The sequence below is a fragment of the Cellulomonas sp. P5_C5 genome (assembly GCF_054049655.1).
The window spans coordinates 162,425-179,079 of sequence record NZ_JBFULY010000002.1 but is presented as its reverse complement, the minus strand read 5'-3'; the positions used below and the strand labels follow the sequence as shown (position 1 = coordinate 179,079).

The window sequence follows — 16,655 nt, the reverse complement described above, 5'->3', positions numbered from 1 at the left end:
ACCTACAGCGCTTTCGCGACGACCGTCGCGCTCCCGCACTGCGCGCAGACCGTCGCGTCCTGCACCAGGTGGAAGCTCGCGCACGCCGGGTTCGTGCACGTGCGCGTCTCAGAGCCGACCGGGTGCACGTGCGGCTGCTGCTGACCCTTGAGCGGCATCGGCGTCGAGTAGATCGGCGCGATCGGAGCAGTTCCCGGTGGCGGGACGCGCAGGACCGTCCACACGGTCGGCTTGCCGCACACCGCGCACGTCGGGGTCGCCTGCACCCTCCCGTGCGCCGCGCACGCCGTGTCGGTACACCGGAGGGCGACGTTGGACATGGCGTTCCTCTCGCGTCGACGCGACTGCAACAGCACGACCCTGCTCGACGCGCACGCGTCGCACAAGGGCCTCTGCTGGTCACCGGCAGGGCGGGTGCCGATCAGGCGGGTGGCTCGGCGGCCCGTCGACGCGCTCGGACGACCAGCGGGATCCCGACACCGAGACCGACCACGAGGAGCCCCAGCAGCCACCACACCCACGCCGGGGTGCCGGCCGCCTCCTCAGCCTCCGCCTCGCTCGACGCGGACGGCGACGGCGTGGCCTCCTGCGTCGGGGTCGGGGTGGAGGTCGGCGTCGGCTCCGGGACGACCGCCGTCTCGGTCGCGGTCGGCTCCGGAACGGGCTCGACCGCCGTCGGCTCCGGCACCGGCTCGACCACCGTGGGCTCAGGTGCCGGCTCGACCGCTGTCGGCTCGGGCTCTGGCTCTGGCTCGACAACCGTCGGCTCGGGGGCCGGCTCGACCGCCGTCGGCTCGGGCGCCGGTTCCGTCGGCTCGGGCTCAGGCTCCGTCGGCTCGGGAGCGACGGGGGTGTCCGTCGGGGTGGGACGCACCGGCAGCGTCACCGTCGGCGTCGGAGTGGGACGCGACGGGAGGGTGATCGTCGGGGTCGGCAGCGTTCTGGTCGGGCTGGGCAGAGTGACTCCGCCATCACCGCACGCTCCCAGCAGGACGACGGCCACCAGCACGCCGACGACTCCCGAGGTTCGACGGACTGCCCTCCGTGGTGCGTTCACGCCACGCCCCTCTCGCCGACTGCTCGACCCCGCAGGTCGACGCGCATGGTCATCTGACCACAAAATCCGCTCAGCACAGGCTGAATCGCCGCCGTACGCGGCGAACGGCGATGGCTGCGATCGGGGGCGTCGGCTCTAGGCAGTACGCGCGACCGTCGAGCGTGCCGCCGGCGTCCTGAGGAACGTCCTTGCCGCGACCGCCGAGCGCCTTGCGCAACGTCCTTGCCGCGCGGTCGAGGACTTCCGGCTCACGGCATCGTCGGTGAGCGCCCGCTCCCCACGGGCTGCCGTGGGGTGCTGGCGGCACCGCTCACGGCTGAGCCAGTCGCGCTCCCTGCGTCATCGCGGCGGGGAGACCGCGATGCTCGCGCCCCGGAATCCCCACGGGATCCCAGCCCAGCGGTCCGCCTGTGGACAACTCGGGCAAATCGATCGCGGGGCGCGCTAGTTTCCGTCCGCACTGGTCGAGACCCGATCCGAGGAGCGTGACGTTGGTGGACCCGGTGAAGTGGATGCCATGACTTTTCCAACTCCAGACGATCCTGGCCGCGCGCCAGTGTGGGACAATTACATAGTTTCGCAAGCAGTTCAGGCGACGCTCGGGGTTCTGCCAAGAAACGCGCTCGCAGTCGGGGTTGGTGTCGTCGGAACAGACGTGCGGTTGCACTTCCAGCTGAGTCGGCTGACGGAGGATGACACCGTCGATATAGATGACATCGTGAGCAACTTGCAATCTCTCACCGGTGAGCATGTCCGCGTCGAAAAGACCTACGAGATCCTGACGGATCCGCAGATCTCTCCACACGACAAGCTGCGCTGGATCTTTCTGGCCCGCGATCAGTAACTCGTCGGAGACGAGAACCCGACTGACCCCGACGAGTGCTCAATCTCGCTGGAGTGGAGCTGGGCGACGAGCTCCTCGCGGTCAACGAGGGCCGGCTGATGTACGAGCCGTTCCTGGAGGCCGACGTCATGGCGACAGATTCTTGATGCAACTGGAGCGGAGCCCTGAGAGGCCGTCCCTGCGCTCGCACAAATAGTGCGACATTCGCCCCGGTTATCACACCGCAATCGTAGAGAGGGCCGACTGATGGCAATAAATGATCCGGAGGCGCTCGACGGAATGGCGACAATAGTCCCTTTGGCTACCTCCACGCCAGAAGCTCGCCGGATAATGGTTTCTCCCATCCGGATCGCGATCGATCAGCGAGTCTCGGAGTTGATCGAGATTGAGCACGAACGCATCGAGAAGCCGAGGCCGGGTGAGGCCTTCCGGATCGGTGATGGCGAGACGTGGGAAGTTGGGTACGAGAGCGCTGGCGTGGTCACGGTGGAGACGATCGATCGCGGCGCGTCCAACGGTCTGATGATCGTCACGTCCGACGTATCGGTGCTGCAGATATACCTTGCCCTGCAGGCGGCGGTCGGATGGCGCAGAGCGCACGACATGGAGGTCCTGACGTACAGCCGGCTGGCCACGCCCACCGAGTACGTGGTCGTCCGTGACGGCCAGGGCAAGGCGGAGGTGCGACACGCAAACGGAACCGTGGTCGCACGCAAGCTCTCCGTCGGCAACGCCGAGGAGCTCGCTGTCGCCCTCTCGTACCCGCTCGATGCCGTCGTGGCCTCGATCAAGCACCCGACTGGCGATCCGATCTGGTCCACGGTCGAACGCAGCGATACCGAGACGCCCGAGCAGCCTGACGCTGTMGCGTGCAGCATGCCTGACCAGATCGCCGAGATCGGAGCCGTGATCGACTCACGGAGTCAGGCTGTGCTCGTGACCGATGGCATCGACGAGGAACTCTGTGCTGCCGTGGTGGCGTACTACGGCCGAGGTCGTCGGCCGTACCCGAAGATCGACCCGGGGGCAGCCCGCGCGTGCGCGACGCGGCGCCCGCCGGACGTGCTGCTCGCGCTGGTCGAGAGCATCGCCGAGGATGCGGGACGCGTCGTCGTGGATTGGTCCACCACGACCCTCGCCGACGCCGGCCGGCTCATCGCAGCACGCGCCCGAGAGCTCCACCCGGGTCTGTCGGACAACGCAGCCGAGGCCGTTGCGTGGGCATTCACGTACGAGAACCGATGACTCGACGAACGGGGCCTGGGCCGACGCGCTCGGAGGCCCGGCGGTTCCGTACACGTCGGCTTCATCGAGGATCGCGACGAGGTCAGCGTCGAAAGACTGAAGAGCTTGGATCTCCTCACGTCGGACCTCGGGACTGTCTCCCTCTCGTACCCTCTGGAAGTCGTCGTGGCCGCGATCAAGCGCCCCATCGGCGAACCCATCTGGACCCGAAGCAGCACCCGACAGGTGAGTGACGCATGAGCGAGCCGTTGTTCGATCTCGACGCAGCCGTGGCGCTCGCGACGGAGGCGCACGAAGGGCAGACCGACAAGGCGGGTCAGCCGTACATCGGGCACCCCTTGCGGGTGATGGCGCGCGTGGACACGGACGACGCCCGCATCGTCGCCGTCCTGCACGACGTCCTCGAGGACACTCCCGTCACAGCGGCGGACCTGATTGCCCTCGGTTGCCCGGCGGAGGTCGTCGCTGCCGTCGACGCCCTGAGCAAGCGGCCCGGTGAGACGCTCGAAGAGAGCATGCGCAGGGTCGCCGAACATCMCCTCGCCGTCGTCGTGAAGCATGCCGACCTCGACGACAACTCGGATCCTCAGAGGCTCGAGGCCTTGCCGCCAGCCGTCGCCGACCGCTTGCGCGACAAGTACCGCCGCAGCCGAGAGCTGCTGGACGCGTTCGCCTGATCGGTGCCTGACCGGACCGGCGGTGACGTGCTGCACCCCACCAGCCCGACCACAACCATCACCGACACCACGACACCCGGGACCGCCCGCATCAACTGCCCCTCTGATCCGCACCCGGCACCCGCCAGGAGCGGCAACCCGTACCGAAACCGACATCGGCCCGATGTGGCTTGTCCACACCCGGCTCCTGACCTGACCGGCAGGTCCTCAGGCTCGTGCGCGGTCGCACGGACGTCGTGCGCTCAGCGGCGTTTCTGTGCCGCCGAGGAGGCCAGGAAGACGACGCCGATCGCGATGAACGGGATGCCGGCGCTCCCCGGTCCGACGAACAGGCCGATGCCGACCACGATGAAGATGATGCCCAGCGTCCGCATGGTGCTGTTGTCCGACTTCGGTTCGCTGCCCTCGTCGGCGTCCGTCGTCGGTCGCTCCTGGTCGTCCACGCGAGGCCTCCGTCCGTGGCACCCCGTGGTGCCGTCGGCCGACGATAGCGGCGGTCCCGGTCTCGACATCGCCGAGTGTCGGCCATGACGCCCGACAGGGCTCTTCACAAAGGAATGCGCTCTCCGAAACGGTTCAAAGCGCTGCGTTCGTGGCATCGGCGCCCCTAGCGTGCGAGAGCCGACCGGCCGGAAGCGTCCAACGGAGGGCGCCCGCACCGATGCCGGTGGCGCCGCTGAAAGGTGCCCGCATGACCACCGACCTCCTCGCACCCCGAGCCCGGCGCGTCCGGGCTCGTGTCGCGCTCGCCGGGCTCGCGGCCACCGCGCTCGCCGTGACGTCCCTCGTCCTCGCGCCACCCAGCCATGCCGCGCCCGGCACGAGCTGTACGGGCTCGACCGTCCACGGCTCCGCCGTGCAGGACGGCAGCACGTGGCGCGCGTACCGCGGCAGCACCGAGCTGTGGAGCGGCTCGGACATGCTCACGGCGATCAACACCGCGATCGGCGCGCTCGACGCCGGACGCACCAGCAAGCAGCGCGTCGTCATCAACGGCTCCGGCACCATGAGCGCCAACGCGCGCATCACCATGCCCAGCTACACGACGCTCGAGTCCTGCGGCACCATCCACGTCAGCGGCAGCGGCTCCGGCAACGTCGCCGGCGTCTACGCCCGCGGCGCCACGGACATCGAGGTCGCGCGCCTCGCGCTCACGGGTACACCCGTCTACGGGATCTTCCTGCGCAACGTCGACAACGTGCGGCTACGGGACATCGACATGCGGCTCTCCGGCGGCGGCATCGGGATCCGCGTCGACAACCTCGGCGACACCAGCCGGTACGCCCGCAACATCACCATCAACAACGCGTACGTGTCCGGCGCCGGGTCGCACGCCGTCGAGACGTACGGGGTCGACGGCCTCACGGTCGGCACGGTGACGGCCCGCAACGTCGGTGAGTCCGGGCTGCTCCTCAACGCCACCATCAACGCGAAGATCAGCCTCGTCGACGCCCAGGGCGCCGGCACCGGCACCGGCTACGCCGCGTTCCGCATCGCCAACCGCGCCGGGCGCATCGGCTCGTCGTACCCCACCAACATCGAKGTCGGCACCGTGAAGGCCAGCGGCGGCGGGCGCGGCGTGTTCTGCGTGTCCGAGAGCGGCGGTCTGCGCATCAACAAGGTCGAGCTCGTCCGGACCGGCAACAACCCGGTCCTCATCGAGAACTGCACGAACGTCAGCCTCGCCACGACGAGCGGCACCGTGCAGGGCGGCGACGTCCGACTCGCCGCGCGCTCCGAGTTCCCCGGCAACCGGGACATCACGCTGCGCAACCTCACGCTCACCGACGGGGTGCGCATCGTCGAGAAGCCGTGCGCCACGAACCTCGTCATCTCGAACGTGAGCGGCACTGTCGTCCGCTGCTGAGCGCGTCGTCGGGCGCCCGGTCCGACGGGCGCCCGCGGACCGCCGTGAGCAGACCGCGTGGGCCAGACTCCTCCCGTGACCCCTGAGCTGCTCGTCCGCACCTTCGTCGACGTCGTCCGTTCCGGTGATGCGCCGGAGCGCGCGGCCGAGTTCATGGCCACGACAGTCACGGCTCCCCGATCGCTCGAACCGAAGCCGAGCTGATCCAGATGATCGAGGAGCTGTCGTGAAGTCCGCCTATCTCGTGTCGCTCGACGAGTCGTTCGAGGTCCACGTCCTGCAGGCCGCGCGGACGTTGGGCGCCGACGTCCGGGACGATGTCGCACAGCTCCGCGACGACCAGGACCGGCTCGTCACGGTCTTCGGTGGACTGGGCCAGGACAGCGCGTGGGACTGGCGCGAGGGCCTGTCCGCGGCCCCGGGTTCAGGGCCGCTCCCCGACCTGAGCACAGCCAGCGCCGTGTCGATCGAGTGCAGGTGGGAGGACCTGTTCGTCTCCTTCGTCGGCCGGCTCGCCGAACTGCTGCCGAACCCGTCATGGGTCGTGGACGGCGACGGTGTCGTCTGGCCGGCCACCCGGGTGGATCCGGGCGCCGTGCGGTTGTGACGGTGCGGCGACGTCCCAGGGTGGCGGCCGGTCACGGGGCCTGTACAGACCGTTGCGGGGTTCATCGACAAGGGAGCGAGTCGGCAAGGGCCGTGGTGACGATGGCGGCCTCGAGAGGGCCGCAAGCACCGTCAGGCCGCCTGCACCGGTCAGCAACCACGAAACTCCCGGCCAGGGAACCCTGACCGGGAGTTTCGGTACTGCTCAGGCGGTTCTTTCGGGAACCACCCTTCTGTTCTGTTCTGTGGGTGGTTCCCGAAACTCGCTGACGTCGAGGAACGCTTGCGACCACTGTGCTCCAGGCACACCAGTTGGCGCCCTCTAGGCACACCCGGCCGGTCGGGCTCAGGCGCACGTCGGGGCGCCGGCGGCAACCGGCCGTCCGGCTCGGCGCGGGTGACACCGCCGACGTCGGCCGTGTCGCACGTCGAGTTCCGGAGCTCGAGCGCGGCCGTCGTCAGGGCGAGGGCCTCACCCTCCGTCCGGTCGAGCCACCCGCCGAAGGAGACCTGGATGACCTTGAGGCGTGACTGTCCGAGCCCGCCGGTGAGCGATCACTGGCGGGCTCGTCGGCGATCAGCTGGAAGAGCATGTGATCCTGCCAGCGCCCGTGGATCCGCAAGTAGCTCGGCGCAACACCGAACAGCCGGAATCCGTTCTTGGAGAGCACCCGCCGCGACGCGGCGTTCGCGAAGAGCGTCTCGGCCTGGAGCCGGTGGAGCCCTAGCTCGCCGAAGGCAAGCGCGACGACATCCGCTACCGCTCTCGTCGCGAGGCCCCTTCCGTTCGCCCTCTTGCTCACCCAGTAGCCCAGGGCGGCCGACTGAAACGCACCGCGGGTGATCCCGTTGAGATTGAGCCGTCCGGCGATCGCGCCGGTGTCGTCGAGGACCACGAGCGGGAGCATGGTGCCCTGCGAGTGAGCTTCGAGGTTCTGCTCCGCGATCTCGAGCTGCTTCTCGACGAGGTAGTACTCGTCCGCCCGCGTCGGGTCCCACGGAGCCATGAACTCGCGGTTCTCCCGGAGCAGCGACGTGACCTCCTCGACGTCGTCGACGGAGAGAAGTCGGGTAGCGGCGGTCACAGGGCAATCTACAAGTTCACCGTGCGCGCTCGATGGGACCCGGACTCAGCACGCCCGATCTTCTTCAGGGCACCCATAGCCGGGCTCGGGGCCCTGGAAACCCAGGACCTCCCGGCCAGGCACCACGACCGGAGGCATGCCTTCGCGGCGGGCTGACGAAGCGCCAGGGGCACCCACCAACCACGAAACTCCCGGTCAGAGATCCCTGACCGGGAGTTTCGGTACTGCTCAGGCGGTTCTTTCGGGAACCACCCTTCTGTGCGCGAGGGGGGATTTGAACCCCCACGCCCTTTCGGACACTGGCACCTGAAGCCAGCGCGTCTGCCGTTCCGCCACTCGCGCGCGCCGCAGAACATTAGCACGACGTCAGGGCTGGTTCTGAACGCGCGCACGGGCCGCAGACCCGTCAGGGTGAGACGCCGCGCGCACTTCCTCGGCATCCGACCCCGTACCGGCGCGTCACAGATACGATCAAGGCGGATTGCGGGTAGGGCAGCTGCACGCAGACGTGCACGAGGGACTGGGGAGGTGGGCGTGGGCATCCTCGACAGGTTCGAGAACGGCGTGGAGCGGGTGGTCAACAACGCCATCGCCAAGGCCTTCAAGAGCGAGCTCAAGCCGCTCGACCTCTCCAGCGCGCTGCGGCGCGAGCTGGACGACAGGGCGGCCGTCGTGGGTCGGGATCGCRCGGTGGTCCCCAACGAGTTCACGATCGAGCTCGCAACTGCCGACTACGACCAGGTGGAGTCGTGGGGTGCGGAGGCGTTGGCGGACGAGTTCGCCAACAACGTCACCGACTACGCCGCCAGCCAGCGCTACGCGTTCGTGGGTCCGGTGACGGTGTCGTTCAGCGAGGACGGCGAGCTCGAGGCGGCGCGGTTCCGGGTGCACAGCGCGACGGTGCGCGGGGCGGTCGCGCCGGCGTCGGCCACGTCGGCGCCCAGTGCGCGGCACCCCTTGGTGGACATCGACGGTCAGCGCTACATCCTCACCGGCCCGGTCACGGTCATCGGGCGCGGCTCGGAGGCGGACATCATCGTCGACGACCCGGGCGTCTCGCGGCGGCACCTGGAGATCCGGGTGACGGGCGACGGGGTGGTCGCGACGGACATGGGCTCGACCAACGGACTCTTCGTCGAGGGCCACCAGGTTCCGGCCGCGACCCTGCTGGACGGCAACACGCTGACCATCKGGCGCACCCGGATCCTGTTCTGGACAGGCGGCGAGCCGGACCTGGACGAGTGACGCCCGCACATGAGTGAGCTGACGATCACCCTGCTGCGGCTGGGTTACCTGGCCCTGCTGTGGGTGCTCGTGCTCTTCGCGATCGGCGTGCTGCGCCGCGACCTGTACGGGACGCGCATCACGGACCGGCGTCGTCGCAAGGCCGCGGTCCCTGCGGCAGCGGCCGCGGCTGCGGTCGCCACCGAGCCGACCAGGCCCGAGACGGCCCCGACGCGCATCCCGCGGTCGGCGCGCAGCGGGAACGGGCCGGGCCGGCTCGTCGTGACGGAGGGTCCGCTGCGCGGCACGATCGTCCCGCTGGGCACGTCGTCGGTGCTCATCGGCCGGGCGCCCGGCTGCACGCTCGTCCTGGACGACGACTACTCGTCGTCGCGGCACGCGCGGATCTTCCCGCAGGGCGGCCAGTGGTTCGTCGAGGACCTCGGRTCCACGAACGGGACATTCGTGGCGGACCAGCGCGTCGAGGCTCCGACTCCCGTCCCGACGGGTACACCCGTCCGCGTGGGCCAGAGCGTTCTCGAGCTGCAGAGGTAACCCGGTGTCCGTCGCACTCAGATATGCGGCGCGGTCCGATGTCGGACTCGTGCGCTCCAACAACCAGGACTCGGCGTACGCCGGTCCGCACCTGCTCATGGTCGCGGACGGCATGGGCGGTCACGCGGGCGGCGACGTCGCGTCCTCGGTGGCCGTCGCCGCGTTCGCGCCGCTCGACGGGGAGTCGCACGGCCCGGACGACGCGCTGGACCAGCTGGAGACGGCGCTGGCCGACGCCCGCGACGAGATCATCGCGCGCAGCGACGCCGACCCGGAGCTGAGCGGCATGGGCACGACAGTCCTCGCCATCCTGCGTGCCGGCAACAAGCTCGCGATGGTGCATCTGGGCGACTCGCGCGGGTACCTCATGCGCGACGGCATCCTCACGCAGGTCACCACCGACCACACGTTCGTGCAGCACCTGGTGGACATCGGCCGGATCACGCCCGAGGAGGCCGAGCACCACCCGCAGCGGTCGGTCGTGATGCGCGTGCTGGGCGACTTCGACCCGGAGGTGACCCCGGACCTGTCGGTCCGGGAGGCGCGCCGGGGCGACCGGTGGCTGCTGTGCTCGGACGGCCTGTCGGGCTTCGTGAGCGCGGAGACCATCGAGGAGACGATGGCGACGATCGCCGACGTCGATGCGTGTGCGGACCGGCTGGTCCAGCTCGCGCTGCGGGCCGGTGGCGGGGACAACATCACGGTCGTGCTGGCCGACGTGGTCGAGCTCGACGACGTCGCCGACGGTGAGGGCCCGACGACGAACGCGACGGTGGTCGGGGCGGCGGCACTGACCCGCAACGACCCGACGGCCGCGGCCGACGGCCCGGCGGCGCGCGCGGCAGGTCTGGCGCGGGCCGCGCAGGTGGTCGACGAGGACGCGCCGGAGACGGCTGCGGCCGAGGTTGCGACGGACGACGACGAGCAGCTGCCCCCTCCGCGGCGCTGGCGCTCGGTCGTGCTGTGGCTGGGCGTCGCCGCGCTGGTCGTCGGTGCGGCCGCGATCGCGTACAGCTGGACGCAGACGCAGTACTACGTGGGGGTGGACGACGAGGAGGTCGTGATCTTCCGCGGGCTGCCGCAGACCCTGGGCCCGATCGCGCTGTCGTCCGTCGTGGAACGCACCGGCACGTCGCTCGACGAGCTCGACTCGCGCTACCTGCGGGAGCGCGTGGAGCAGACCATCCACGCGGACTCGCTCGACGAGGCCCGCGACCTGGTCGCGATGCTCGAGGAGGACACAGCCCCCGCGCCGCGTCCRTCGGCGACCCTCCGCCCGCGCACCACCCCCACCGCGACCCCCGCTCCCGCCCCGTCCGGGACGGCCACACCGTGAGCCGCGCGTGATGGCTACCGTCCAGCCGCACCGGGTGCGGGCCGGCCGGGGTGTCGAGCTCGGCCTGCTGCTGCTCGCGCTCGCCATCGGCGTGGCGTCGTACGCGCTCGCCGGCATCGGCACCACCGACAAGGTCCCGCCCGACGTGATCGGCTACGGGCTCGGCATGGCGGCCCTCGCGATCGGCATCCACCTGGTGCTGCGCTGGCGTGCCCCGTTCGCGGACCCGGTGATCCTGCCGATCACGGTGGCGCTGAACGGCATCGGGCTCGCGATGATCTACCGGATCGACTTCGCGTACGCGGCGCGGGGCCGTGAGGACACGTTCGCGCAGCGCCAGCTGGTGTGGACGGCGGTCTCGGTGATCCTCGCGGCTGCCGTCATCGTGCTGCTGCGGGACCACCGCACCCTGCGCCGGTACACCTACACCGCGATGATCGCCGGTCTGGTGCTCGTGCTCCTGCCGCTGGTCCCGGGCCTGGGCGCGAACATCAACGGCGCGAGCATCTGGGTCCGCGTCGGCGGGGTCGGCTTCCAGCCGGCGGAGTTCGCCAAGATCGCGTTCGCCATCTTCTTCGCKGGCTACCTGGTCACGCACCGCGACACGCTGGCGCTCGCCGGGCCGAAGGTGCTGGGCCTGCAGCTGCCGCGGCCGCGGGACCTCGGCCCGATCCTCATCGTCTGGGGCGCGTCGGTCGCGGTCCTCGTCCTGGAGCGCGACCTCGGCACCTCGCTGCTGTTCTTCGGCCTGTTCGTCGCCATGCTGTACCTCGCCACCGAACGGCTCAGCTGGGTGGTCATCGGCCTGCTCCTGTTCGTCGCCGGAGCGGTCCTCGCCGCGAGTGCGTTCTCGCACGTCGGAGCACGTTTCGACGCCTGGCTGCACGCCTTCGACCCGGCCGTCTTCGACCAGAGCCCGGGCGGTTCGGGGCAGCTGGTGCGCGGGCTGTTCGGGATGGCCAGCGGGGGCCTGTTCGGCACCGGCTGGGGGCAGGGGCGGCCGGACCTGGTGCCGTTCGCCGAGTCGGACTTCATCGTCGCGTCCCTCGGCGAGGAGCTGGGGCTGACCGGGCTGCTCGCGATCCTGCTCTGCTACGCGATCCTCACCGAGCGCGGCATGCGCACGGCGATCGGGGTGCGCGACGGCTTCGGCAAGCTCCTCGCGGGCGGCCTGGCCTTCATCGTGGCGCTGCAGACGTTCGTCGTGGTCGGCGGCGTCACGCGGATCATCCCGCTGACGGGCCTGACCACGCCGTTCATCGCGTACGGCGGATCGTCCCTCGTCGCCAACTGGGTCATCGTCGCGCTGCTGCTGCGGATCTCCGACGAGGCCCGTCGCCCGGCACCGTCGATGAAGCCGTCCCTGACCCCGATCGCGGGGACTCCGGTCGTCGGCGGCAGCACCGAGGACGATCAGCCCACCGAGCTCATGCGGGGGGTGCGATGAACACCCCGCTCCGCCGCCTCGCGACGGTCGTCCTCGTGATGTTCGTCGGCCTCATGGCCAGCGCCACCTGGGTGCAGTACTTCCAGGCCGACCGCCTCAACAACGACAGCCGCAACGTCCGCACCCTGTACCGCGAGTTCGGCAACGCCCGCGGACCGATCGTGGTGGCCGGCGAGGCCATCGCGCTGTCCACCAAGGTCGAGGACTCCTACGGCTACCAGCGGTCGTACACCAACGGTGACCTGTACTCCGCCGTGACCGGCTTCTACTCCGTCGTGAACGGCCGCTCCCAGCTGGAGCGGGCCGCGAACGAGGAGCTGACCGGCCGCGGCGACCGCCTGTTCTTCTCCCGCATCCGCGACCTGATCACCGGGAGCCAGCCGGAGGGGGCGGCGGTCGAGACGACGATCAACCCCGCCGCGCAGCAGGCCGCGTTCGACGGCCTGGCCGGCCAGCAGGGTGCCGTCGTAGCGATCGAGCCGTCGACGGGCCGGATCCTCGCCCTCGTCTCGACGCCCGGCTTCGACCCGAACACCCTCGCGTCGCACGACATCACGGCCGCGAGCGCCGCCTACCAGGGTCTGGACACGGCCGAGGGCAACCCGCTGCGCAGCAACGCGACGCAGGAGCGCTACCCGCCCGGCTCGACGTTCAAGCTGGTCACGGCGTCCGCCGCGCTCGAGAGCGGCCAGTACACGCCCGAGAGCACCCTGCCCGCCCCGGTCCGGCTCACGCTGCCGCAGACGTCCGCGACCATCGGCAACTTCGGCGGGGGTGGCTGCGGCGCCGACCCGATCACCCTGGCCGACGCGCTGCGCGTCTCCTGCAACACGGCGTTCGCGCAGCTGGGCATGGACGTGGGTGCCGACGCCCTGCTCACGCAGGCGGAGCGGTTCGGGTTCAACGACCCCGACCTGACCATCCCGATGCTGGTGGCCGAGAGCGTGTTCCCCGAGGACATGGACGCGCCCGTCACCGCGCAGTCGGCCATCGGCCAGCGCGACGTGCAGGCCACCCCGATGCAGATGGCGATGGTGTCGGCGGCGATCGCGAACGGCGGTCAGCTGATGACGCCGTACCTCGTGCAGACCGTGCGCTCGGCGGACCTGCACCTGGTCGACGAGACGAAGCCGACGCTCTACTCGACGGCCACCTCGCCCGGGACGGCCGCGTCGATGCGGGACATGATGGTCGGCGTCGTGGAGAGCGGGTCGGGCGAGGCCGCGCAGATCCCCGGGGTCCAGGTGGCCGGCAAGACCGGGACCGCGCAGACGGCCGACGGGCAGGCGCCGCACGCATGGTTCACCGCGTTCGCGCCGGCCGACGCCCCGCGCGTGGCGGTCGCGGTGATCGTCGAGCACGGCGGGAACGCCGGCAACGAGGCGACCGGCGGACGGGTCGCGGCACCCATCGCGAAGGCCGTCATCGAGGCGGTGCTCGGCTCATGAAGACGACCTCGGGCCTCCTGCTCGGCGAGCGCTACCGGCTGGTCAAGCAGATCGCCGTCGGTGGCATGGGTGAGGTGTGGGAGGGGTACGACGACGCCCTCGCCCGCCCGGTCGCCGTCAAGGTGCTGCGCTCCGAGTTCGCCGGCGACCGCGGCTTCCTCGAGCGGTTCCGCACCGAGGCGCGCAACTCCGCGTCCCTGTCGCACCCGAACATCGCGCAGCTCTTCGACTACGGCGAGCAGGAGGGGTCCGGCTTCCTGATCATGGAGCTCGTCGTCGGCGAGCCGCTGTCCGACCTGCTCGAGCGTGAGCCCGTGCTGCCCACCCGCCGCCTGCTGCCGATCCTGGCGCAGACGTCGCGCGCCCTGCACGCGGCGCACCTGGCGGGCGTGGTGCACCGGGACGTCAAGCCGGGCAACATCCTGCTGGGCCGCGGCGGACGCGTGAAGATCACCGACTTCGGCGTCTCGCTGGCCCGCAACCAGGTGACCATGACGGCCACCGGCATGGTGATGGGGACCGCCCAGTACCTGTCGCCGGAGCAGGCAGTCGGCAAGCCCGCGACGCCGCTGTCGGACCTGTACTCGCTGGGGATCATCGCGTACGAGGCCCTCGTCGGGCACCGGCCCTTCACCGGCCCGACGGCCGTCGACATCGCCGTGGCCCACGTGAACAACCCCGTCCCGCCCCTGCCGCCGAGCGTCGACAAGCCGCTGGCCGCGCTCGTCCTGCGGCTGCTGTCCAAGGAGCCGACCGCGCGCCCGGCCTCGGGCGAGGAGCTGGCGCAGCTGCTGGACAAGCTGGTCCCGCGCACGCCGCCCTCGGGCATCCCCGTGCTGATCAGCAAGCTCCAGCGCACCCCGGACACGTTCGCCACCGCGTCGACCACGGTCGAGGCGCCGGCCGGTCCCCCGCCGTCGTACCCGCCGCGGCGGACACGCCGGTCCGAGGAGCCGACGGGTCGTGCGGCGGCGCGCCGGGCGTCGACGAGCACCGGCGTGCGGCTGGGCCGCTCCGGCAAGCTGTCGTGGCCGCTCGTCGCGCTGGTCCTGCTGCTGATCGGCCTGCTCGGCGCGGCACTTGCGACGAGGATCACCAACGCCGACGGGCCCGCCGACGGTGGAACCCGGCTCGTGGCCTCCGTGGCCCACTACCCTCGTGCCGATGCCCCGGATGGGATGATCACGGACAACGGGTCCGCAGCGTTCGCCGCGAACCCCGCATCGACGGAAGCAAAGGACGCCTAGTGGTGGACGACGGATCCCGCACCCTCGCCGGACGGTACGAGGTCGGCGAGCTCATCGGCCGTGGTGGCATGGCCGAGGTGCACATCGGCCACGACACCCGGCTCGGTCGCACGGTGGCCATCAAGATCCTGCGCTCCGACCTGGCCCGGGACCCCTCGTTCCAGAACCGGTTCCGCCGCGAGGCCCAGTCGGCCGCCGCGCTGAACCACCCCGCGATCGTCTCGGTCTACGACACCGGCGAGGACGTCTTCACGGAGCCGACGGGCGTCGTCGCCCACGTCCCGTTCATCGTCATGGAGTACGTCGAGGGCCACACCGTCCGCGACATCCTGCGGGACGGCCACGCGGTGCCCATCGAGGAGGCCGTGGAGATCACCTCCGGCGTCCTGTCCGCGCTCGAGTACTCCCACCACGCGGGCATCGTGCACCGCGACATCAAGCCCGCCAACGTCATGCTCACCCCGACGGGTGCGGTCAAGGTCATGGACTTCGGCATCGCCCGCGCGATGGCCGACTCCGCGGCGACCATGACCCAGACGCAGGCAGTCATCGGCACCGCGCAGTACCTGTCGCCGGAGCAGGCGCGCGGCGAGACCGTGGACGCCCGCTCCGACCTGTACTCCACCGGCTGCCTGCTGTTCGAGCTGCTCACCGGCCGCCCGCCGTTCACCGGCGACTCGCCCGTGGCCGTGGCCTACCAGCACGTCCGCGAGGCCGCACCGGTGCCGTCCACGTTCGCGTCCGACGTGCCGGACTCGCTCGACCGCATCACGCTCAAGGCCCTGGCCAAGGAGCGCGACTCCCGCTACTCCAGCGCCGCCGAGTTCCGCTCCGACCTCGAGGCCGCCGTGCGCGGCGGCGCCGTGGGTGCGCCGGCCGTCGGGGCACTCGCTGCCGCGGCGCTCGTCGCGACCCCCGCCACCGAGGCCACGCAGCTCATGGCTCCGCCCGTCGCGACGACCCAGGCGATGCCGCCGGCCACCTCGCCGTGGGCGTCCACCGGGGCGGCCGTGGCGTCGACGACCGGCGGTGGCCTGGATGACGACGACGAGGGCAAGAAGCGGCCGTGGCTGCTGCCCCTGCTCATCGCCATCGCCGTGCTGGCGGTCGCGGGGATCGTCGCGCTCCTGATCGCGAACGCGAACAAGACCGCGCCGGAGACCACAGTCCCGGTGCCGACCGTGGTCGGCCTGACCGAGGCTGATGCCAAGGAGAAGATCCAGGCGGCGGACCTCGTGTACGACAGAGCCGAGGAGGCGAGCGACACGGTCGACGCCGGGCTCGTCATCAAGACCGACCCGCCGGAGGGCACACCGGTCGAGCCGGAGTCCGCCGTGAAGGCCATCATCTCGACGGGGCCCGCCAGCCTGGCGGTGCCGGACGTCTCCGGCCGGACCGAGCAGGAGGCGACCGACATCCTCACGGACGCGGGCCTGACCGTCTCGGCCAACCGTCAGGACGACGACAACCCCGCGTTCCCGCAGGGCCAGGTCACCAAGACCGACCCGGTCTCCGGGACGTCGGTGAGCGCCGGATCCTCGGTCACCCTCTTCGTCTCCACCGGCAACGTGCTGGTGCCGGACGTCACCGGCAAGACCAAGGCCGAGGCGACGCAGATCCTCAACGACGCCAAGCTGCAGGTCAACACGTCGCCGGTCGAGTCCGCGAACACGCCCGACACGGTCGTCTCCCAGGACGTCCCGGCCAACACGCCGGTCAAGCAGGGCCGCGTCATCAACCTGCAGATCGCGGTCGCACCGACGACGGCGACCATCCCGAACGACCTGGTCGACAAGCAGTACGACCAGGCCGTGCAGCAGCTGGCCGCGCTCGGGCTGACCAACGTCAACCGCATCGACGACCCGTCCGACAAGCCCGTCGGCACGGTGCTCCGGACCGATCCGACCGCAGGCGACGAGGTTCCGCTGGACCAGCAGATCGACATCCACGTGTCGAAGGGTCCGGGGAACCAGCCGAGCCCGACACCCACGAAGTAGCGCGTACGACGAAGGGGCCG

General features: G+C 70.6%; 17 protein-coding genes and 1 tRNA gene. 13 read left to right on the top strand and 5 right to left on the bottom strand.

Annotated features, from left to right (window positions below):
- Nucleotides 1-2: 2 nt before the first annotated feature.
- Nucleotides 3-320, bottom strand: coding sequence for a hypothetical protein (locus tag ACXJKF_RS02675; RefSeq protein ID WP_456786193.1), 318 nt, complete (start codon nucleotides 318-320; stop codon nucleotides 3-5).
- Nucleotides 321-421: 101 nt separating this feature from the next.
- Entirely contained in the window at nucleotides 422-874 is a 453-nt protein-coding gene (locus ACXJKF_RS02670; protein WP_456786192.1) for a hypothetical protein, read from the bottom strand.
- Nucleotides 875-1,574: 700 nt separating this feature from the next.
- On the opposite strand from ACXJKF_RS02670, the gene ACXJKF_RS02665 reads away from it, so the two are divergent.
- From ACXJKF_RS02665 to ACXJKF_RS02655, 3 genes are all read left to right on the top strand, one after another.
- Complete coding sequence (locus ACXJKF_RS02665) at nucleotides 1,575-1,901, top strand: hypothetical protein (RefSeq protein WP_456786191.1); 327 nt, start codon at nucleotides 1,575-1,577, stop codon at nucleotides 1,899-1,901.
- Between the two features lie 330 nt (nucleotides 1,902-2,231).
- Nucleotides 2,232-3,146, top strand: coding sequence for a hypothetical protein (locus tag ACXJKF_RS02660; RefSeq protein ID WP_456786190.1), 915 nt, complete (start codon nucleotides 2,232-2,234; stop codon nucleotides 3,144-3,146).
- Between the two features lie 236 nt (nucleotides 3,147-3,382).
- Nucleotides 3,383-3,823, top strand: coding sequence for an HD domain-containing protein (locus ACXJKF_RS02655; RefSeq protein WP_456786189.1), 441 nt, complete (start codon nucleotides 3,383-3,385; stop codon nucleotides 3,821-3,823).
- A 242-nt stretch (nucleotides 3,824-4,065) separates the two neighbouring features.
- Here the strand turns inward: ACXJKF_RS02655 and ACXJKF_RS02650 are convergent, their stop codons facing one another.
- On the bottom strand, nucleotides 4,066-4,266 hold the full coding sequence (locus ACXJKF_RS02650; protein WP_456786188.1) for a hypothetical protein: 201 nt from the start codon (nucleotides 4,264-4,266) through the stop codon (nucleotides 4,066-4,068).
- 248 nt (nucleotides 4,267-4,514) lie between these two features.
- On the opposite strand from ACXJKF_RS02650, the gene ACXJKF_RS02645 reads away from it, so the two are divergent.
- The 3 genes from ACXJKF_RS02645 (at nucleotide 4,515) to ACXJKF_RS02635 (ending at nucleotide 6,297) form a co-directional block, all read left to right on the top strand.
- Nucleotides 4,515-5,690: a hypothetical protein gene (locus tag ACXJKF_RS02645; protein ID WP_456786187.1), complete on the top strand. Its 1,176-nt coding sequence runs from the start codon at nucleotides 4,515-4,517 to the stop codon at nucleotides 5,688-5,690.
- 75 nt (nucleotides 5,691-5,765) lie between these two features.
- Nucleotides 5,766-5,894, top strand: a complete 129-nt coding sequence (locus tag ACXJKF_RS02640; protein WP_456786186.1) for a hypothetical protein — start codon at nucleotides 5,766-5,768, stop codon at nucleotides 5,892-5,894.
- Nucleotides 5,895-5,916: 22 nt separating this feature from the next.
- Nucleotides 5,917-6,297 carry a hypothetical protein gene (locus ACXJKF_RS02635; RefSeq protein ID WP_456786185.1) on the top strand — a complete coding sequence of 127 codons (381 nt, stop codon included), beginning with the start codon at nucleotides 5,917-5,919 and terminating at the stop codon, nucleotides 6,295-6,297.
- Between the two features lie 457 nt (nucleotides 6,298-6,754).
- On the opposite strand, the gene ACXJKF_RS02630 is transcribed toward ACXJKF_RS02635, so the two are convergent.
- Nucleotides 6,755-7,381: a GNAT family N-acetyltransferase gene (locus ACXJKF_RS02630; protein WP_456786184.1), complete on the bottom strand. Its 627-nt coding sequence runs from the start codon at nucleotides 7,379-7,381 to the stop codon at nucleotides 6,755-6,757.
- Between the two features lie 259 nt (nucleotides 7,382-7,640).
- Nucleotides 7,641-7,723, bottom strand: a tRNA-Leu gene (locus tag ACXJKF_RS02625).
- A gap of 192 nt (nucleotides 7,724-7,915) precedes the next feature.
- On the opposite strand from ACXJKF_RS02625, the gene ACXJKF_RS02620 reads away from it, so the two are divergent.
- From ACXJKF_RS02620 to pknB, 7 genes are read left to right on the top strand one after another with little or no spacing between them, the layout of a single operon-like run.
- Nucleotides 7,916-8,626, top strand: coding sequence for an FhaA domain-containing protein (locus tag ACXJKF_RS02620; protein WP_456786183.1), 711 nt, complete (start codon nucleotides 7,916-7,918; stop codon nucleotides 8,624-8,626).
- A gap of 9 nt (nucleotides 8,627-8,635) precedes the next feature.
- Nucleotides 8,636-9,160, top strand: coding sequence for an FHA domain-containing protein FhaB/FipA (locus ACXJKF_RS02615; protein WP_456786182.1), 525 nt, complete (start codon nucleotides 8,636-8,638; stop codon nucleotides 9,158-9,160).
- A 4-nt stretch (nucleotides 9,161-9,164) separates the two neighbouring features.
- Nucleotides 9,165-10,496, top strand: a complete 1,332-nt coding sequence (locus ACXJKF_RS02610; RefSeq protein WP_456786181.1) for a Stp1/IreP family PP2C-type Ser/Thr phosphatase — start codon at nucleotides 9,165-9,167, stop codon at nucleotides 10,494-10,496.
- A gap of 10 nt (nucleotides 10,497-10,506) precedes the next feature.
- A complete protein-coding gene (locus ACXJKF_RS02605) occupies nucleotides 10,507-11,943 on the top strand; it encodes an FtsW/RodA/SpoVE family cell cycle protein (protein ID WP_456786180.1) in 1,437 nt (478 codons plus the stop codon).
- Complete coding sequence (locus tag ACXJKF_RS02600; RefSeq protein ID WP_456786179.1) at nucleotides 11,940-13,391, top strand: peptidoglycan D,D-transpeptidase FtsI family protein; 1,452 nt, start codon at nucleotides 11,940-11,942, stop codon at nucleotides 13,389-13,391. The genes ACXJKF_RS02605 and ACXJKF_RS02600 overlap by 4 nt, the downstream gene beginning before the upstream one ends.
- A complete protein-coding gene (locus tag ACXJKF_RS02595; protein WP_456786178.1) occupies nucleotides 13,388-14,638 on the top strand; it encodes a serine/threonine-protein kinase in 1,251 nt (416 codons plus the stop codon). Before ACXJKF_RS02600 ends, ACXJKF_RS02595 begins: the two co-directional genes overlap by 4 nt.
- Entirely contained in the window at nucleotides 14,638-16,635 is a 1,998-nt protein-coding gene (pknB, locus tag ACXJKF_RS02590) for a Stk1 family PASTA domain-containing Ser/Thr kinase (protein WP_456786177.1), read from the top strand. Before ACXJKF_RS02595 ends, pknB begins: the two co-directional genes overlap by 1 nt.
- Nucleotides 16,636-16,655: the final 20 nt, after the last annotated feature.